We start from the raw sequence: 5,381 nt of genomic DNA, 5'->3' as shown, positions 1-5,381 counted from the left end.
AGGCGGGGCGACCCGCCTCTTTCGCAACAAGGAAAAGTGGAATGAAGCGTTCACATATTAATTATGCCGTCGATAAAGCGCATGCCATTGCCGAGACTTTTCGGGTCTGTCTGCCTGATTTTGCATATTTTACGATCGATGCCTGGCGACAACAGGATCAATCTCTGTGGCGTGAAGTGTGCGATCTCCAGCTGGGCTGGGATATTACCGACTTTGGGCGTGGAGATTTTGCGCAAACGGGACTGACGTTACTGACGTTGCGCAATGGTCTGCCTGGCTCAGCTAATTACCCCAAACCGTACGCCGAAAAGATGCTGCAAATTCAGCAGGATCAGCAAACACCATGGCATTTTCATCGCCATAAAATGGAAGATATCGTGAATCGCGGCGGGGGTGACTTATGTATGCAGCTGGCATGGGCCACGCCTGATGACGGGTATGACGCACGGCGTATTGTTGAAGTTAGCGTCGATGGTCAGCGGCGTACCGTTGACGCTGGCGAGACGCTGGTATTGAAACCGGGACAGGGGGTGTGCCTGCCGCCGCGCTTGTATCATCGCTTTTGGGCGGAGAAGGCGTTCGTGCTGGGCTGGGAAATCTCGATGGTCAATGACGACCTGCATGACAACCACTTTCTGGAACCAGGCGGTCGCTTCCCGGCGATTGAAGAGGATGAGCCGGTGAAGTGGCTGTTGTGCAGTGAATATATTCGTTTATGAGCGTGAGTAGGCCCGGTAAACGAAGCGCCACCGGGCAATAAATTATTGCGCAGGTGGTGGTGCTGTGACTTCACTCCCTGAAACCACGCCCGCCTGCATGGTCTGCGTGACCTGCTGTTTCTCCGCGTTCACCGCATGCAGTTGGCCGCTGACCGTTGGCTTGAGCGGCGCATCGGCCTGAATATTGCCGCTGGCGGTAAGCTGAATATTACCATCGCCGGAAAGCGGCAGTGCGGGCCAGCCCCACTGCTGCAGGATCGTCATTGGCACACCACGTCCGTTCAGGCTGATCTGAGCCTGGCGCTGAGGCAACTGCGAAATGCTGGCGGTGGCCTCCAGCAGCCCTTTTTCCGTATAGGCGCTCAGTTCGCTGATATTGATGGTGCTGTTGTTCGCCGTCAGCGCCAGCGAAGGACGACGTACATCCGTGCGGTTAAAGGTAGCAGCAGCGGCGTTGAGGGTGGCGCTCCCGCTCCAGATCCCCCACTGATTATTCTGTACCAGCCCGAGGTTAGCGCCGTAACCGTCAAGCGCGGTGAGCTGCCACGGGAAACTCGGGTCGATATCAATTACCAGATTGCGGCTGGCGCTGAATTTCTTCAGCGTCAGGCTGTTTAGCCAGACAGGTAGGGGGTTCATCCACAGCTGTTTCCAGTTTTCCGGCAGCGTGTATTCCAGACCGGCGATGGCGGCATCATCGAGGACCAGCGCTTTGTTGTTGCGCAGCCAATTACCCGACGTTCTGACCATACCGCCTTCCCAGCGGGTGGTGAACTGGCGCAGCGCAATACCTTGCGGCGAGAATTCAGCGTTCAGAATCGGATCGAAGAAGTGCAACGAGCCGTAGATAAACTCGCTGGCGTTCATCGACAATTTTCCTTCCTGAGTTTGCCAGTCGTCCTTGCTGAAGGTCATGTTGCGCAAGCTCAGATCGAGATCCGTCACCGCCCAGTCGGGGCCTTGCAGACGGGCATCCGTTACTTCCAGACGACCAATTTGCAGGGAAGGAATGGTGCTTAACGGGGCAAAAAAGTCGGCCAGTGATTTGTCGCTTTGCAGCCGGATATCGTTCAGGCGCAGATTCTCCACTACCCAGCTCCCGTCGGCATTGCGTTGCGCTACGCCGGTTAATGCTCCACGCGCCACGTCTGCGCCAATATTGCTAAGCGTCACCCGGTCATGGTCAATGCTGCCTTCAATCAAGACGTTGGTGGTCGGGACATCGTTGAGCGTCAACGAACTGGCGCTGAGCTGAATTTGCGCTTTGCTGCCGAGAATTTTACCTGCCTCAGGGCTCCAGGGAATGATGCCACCGTTAACGCGCTGGGCGCTGAGGTTCCACTCGCTGCCGGGGCTGTTAAGCGCCATATCCTGCAACTGCAGGCGATCGGCCTGGAATGGCAATGGCGCGGTTTGCTGGGAAAGATTCAGCGTGCCGTTTTGCAACAAAATGGTGTCTACGTGCAGCGGGTCTGTGATTTGGCGGCTACTGAGTCCAATATCGACCGTTTTGGCGACCAGCGTGGCGGGCTGACCATCCCGGCCAAAGGTGACGTTTTCCAGCAGAATATGGGAAGGGGAAGAAAACCGGTGATCGATGGCATCAAAGGCCAGATGGTAGCTGCTGTTCTGTGAAACCCAGGCGCTGACGTGCTCTGCGCCCCAACGGGTTTGCAGTAGAAAATAAAGGCCGAGGATCGCCACTGCAAGGGCGATCAGCACGTAAAGAAGCAGCTTTCCAATAAATTTCATGGTCTTCCATCCCGCGAAGTGCACATAGTCAAGTTATGCACGATTTAGGCGCAATGCTCAAGGCGGGAATGGTGAAAGAGCGTTACAGCGGCGTTGATTCTGAATCAACACCGCATTTTGCTTATTGCTTCTCTGGTGGGAACACCAGGTTCAGAACGATAGCGGTAATTCCGCCTGCGGCAATGCCGGAAGAGAGCAGGTTTTTCACCCAGTCCGGGGCGAACTGCAGGATCAGCGGTTGCTGGGAGACGCCCAGGCCGACGGCCAGCGACAGCGCGATAATCAGAATCGCGCGACGGTTCAGCGGCTCGCGGGACACAATACGCACGCCGGATGCGGCGATAGTACCGAACATTACCAGCGTTGCCCCGCCCAGTACTGGCTCAGGAATATGTTGTACAAAACCGCTGACCGCCGGGAACAGGCCCAGCGCGATCAACATCAGCGCCACCACAAAACCGACGTAGCGGCTGGCTACGCCCGTTAACTGAATAACCCCGTTGTTCTGTCCAAAACAGGAGTTCGGGAAGGTGTTGAACACAGCGGAAACAAACGAGTTCAGACCGTTCGCCAGCACGCCGCCTTTCAGGCGTTTCATATACAGCGGACCAGAAACCGGCTGCTCGGAGACATCAGAGGTGGCCGTAATATCGCCGATGGTTTCCAGCGAGGTGATCATAAAGACCAGCATCAGCGGCAGCAGTAAACTCCAGTCGATACCCAGGCCATAATAGAGCGGCGTCGGCACCATCAGCAGATCCTGACTAACCGGCGCGGTATTTTGCGGCAGCATATCCATAAACCAGGCCAGCAGATAACCCGCCGCCATTGCAATCACCAGTGACGCAACGCGCAGGTACGGGTTGCGCTGGCGGTTAAGCAGGATAATCAGCGCCAGCACGACACCAGCCAGCATCAAATTCTTCGGCGCGCCAAAGGTGTTGTCGCTCATTGCCGCGTAACCGCCGCCAATCGACGTCAGGCCCACCTGAATCAGTGACAGGCCGATGATCATCACCACCACGCCTGAAACCAGTGGGGTGATAATACGGCGCGCCAGATGCAGTACGCGTGAGATAACCATCTCGGTGCAGCTTGCCAGCATCAGTGTACCGAACAGTGCCGCCATCATGGTTGGGACATCTGCGCCGCCGGTTTTTAGCGCCGTACCGCCCATAATCAGCGGTGCAACAAAGTTAAAGCTGGTGCCCTGAATGGATAACAGCCCTGAACCTACCGGCCCCCAGGCTTTGATCTGAATGATAGAAGCCACGCCGGATGCGAACAGCGACATACTGATAATGTGTTGAGTATCCTGAGCCGGTAAACCGAGCGCCTGGCAGATAAGCAGGGCAGGCGTGATCACCGCGACGAACATGGCCAGCAGGTGCTGGCAGGCGGCAAACAGAGTCTGGGCTAGCGGGGGGCGATCTTCAAGACGGTAAATCAGTTCACTGTTGTGAGTCTGCGCAACCGGTTGCGCATTTGTTGACTCTACGGCGTTAACGGACATCAGAGGCAATCCCATGGTGGAAAAGCGGTGATTTTATCTGACCAGGGCAGAAAAGCAAACGTTTGCTAGCAGGTATTCTTAATATTTAAAACGGATAAACAAACATTTTTATATAACTTTTCATCATTTTCTGCTTAAAATCCACCCCGAAAACTCAATAAGAGCTAAAAATCGGTCTGGAATGCATCGTGCGTGATTGTGCTAAACGCACTAATGGAGCTGTAAATGTTTTATCTCGATACGTTATCAACACTGGTTGCGGCAACCCTGGTGTTGCTGCTGGGACGTAAGCTCGTCCAGTCTGTTTCCTTCCTGAAAAAATACACGATCCCTGAACCCGTTGCGGGCGGCCTGCTGGTGGCGATTGCGCTGCTGGTGCTGAAAAAAAGCATGGGCTGGGAAGTGAACTTCGACATGACCCTGCGCGATCCGTTGATGCTGGCCTTCTTCGCCACCATCGGCCTGAACGCCAATATCGCCAGCCTGCGCGCTGGTGGCCGTGTGGTGGGTATCTTTCTGATTGTGGTTGTTGGCCTGCTGCTTATGCAAAACGCCATCGGTATTGGTATGGCGACCCTGCTGGGCCTGGACCCGCTGATGGGTCTGATCGCTGGCTCGATCACCCTCTCTGGTGGACACGGAACCGGGGCCGCGTGGAGCAAGCTGTTTATTGAACGTTATGGCTTCACCAATGCGACTGAAGTGGCGATGGCTTGCGCAACGTTTGGCCTGGTGCTGGGCGGCTTGATTGGTGGTCCTGTTGCGCGCTATCTGGTCAAACACTCCACCACGCCAGATGGCATGCCGGACGATCAGGCCGTGCCGACCGCATTTGAAAAGCCGGACGTCGGGCGCATGATCACCTCGCTGGTGCTGATTGAAACCATCGCGCTGATCGCTATCTGCCTGACGGTGGGTAAAATCGTTGCGCAAATGTTGGTCGGAACGGTGCTGGAACTGCCGACCTTCGTCTGCGTGCTGTTTGTTGGGGTGATCCTCAGTAACGGTCTGGCATTACTGGGCTTTTATCGGGTGTTCGAGCGTGCGGTTTCAGTACTGGGTAACGTGAGTTTGTCATTGTTCCTGGCGATGGCGCTGATGAGCCTGAAGCTGTGGGAGCTGGCTTCACTGGCCCTGCCGATGCTGGCAATCCTGGTTGTGCAGACCATTTTCATGGCGCTGTACGCGATATTTGTCACCTGGCGCATGATGGGTAAGAACTACGATGCCGCCGTGCTGGCGGCCGGGCACTGCGGTTTTGGCCTCGGCGCGACGCCAACGGCGATTGCCAACATGCAGGCAATTACCGAACGTTTTGGACCATCCCATATGGCGTTTCTGGTGGTGCCGATGGTGGGCGCGTTCTTTATCGATATCGTCAACGCGCTGGTGATTAA

4 protein-coding genes are annotated in these 5,381 nt (G+C 55.7%); 2 read left to right on the top strand and 2 right to left on the bottom strand.

Going from position 1 to position 5,381, the window contains the following annotated elements; genetic code table 11:
* Positions 1 to 41: 41 nt before the first annotated feature.
* Positions 42 to 719 carry a D-lyxose/D-mannose family sugar isomerase gene (locus FDX03_RS20935; RefSeq protein ID WP_137346526.1) on the top strand — a complete coding sequence of 226 codons (678 nt, stop codon included), beginning with the start codon at positions 42 to 44 and terminating at the stop codon, positions 717 to 719.
* A gap of 42 nt (positions 720 to 761) precedes the next feature.
* Here the strand turns inward: FDX03_RS20935 and FDX03_RS20930 are convergent, their stop codons facing one another.
* Both FDX03_RS20930 and xanP read right to left on the bottom strand, forming a co-directional pair.
* Entirely contained in the window at positions 762 to 2,471 is a 1,710-nt protein-coding gene (locus FDX03_RS20930) for an AsmA family protein (RefSeq protein WP_137346525.1), read from the bottom strand.
* Between the two features lie 121 nt (positions 2,472 to 2,592).
* Complete coding sequence (xanP, locus tag FDX03_RS20925; protein ID WP_048213728.1) at positions 2,593 to 3,984, bottom strand: xanthine/proton symporter XanP; 1,392 nt, start codon at positions 3,982 to 3,984, stop codon at positions 2,593 to 2,595.
* Positions 3,985 to 4,209: 225 nt separating this feature from the next.
* On the opposite strand from xanP, the gene gltS reads away from it, so the two are divergent.
* Positions 4,210 to 5,381 (top strand): sodium/glutamate symporter (gene gltS, locus FDX03_RS20920; RefSeq protein WP_137346540.1); only part of this gene is annotated, 1,172 nt, incomplete at its 3' end.

Origin of the sequence: Citrobacter sp. wls827 (assembly GCF_005280875.1) — a bacterium.
In the GTDB taxonomy this organism is placed as follows: Bacteria; Pseudomonadota; Gammaproteobacteria; order Enterobacterales; family Enterobacteriaceae; genus Citrobacter; species Citrobacter youngae.
Note: the sequence above shows the minus strand (reverse complement) of the source record. Positions and strands in the feature narration are given on the sequence as shown.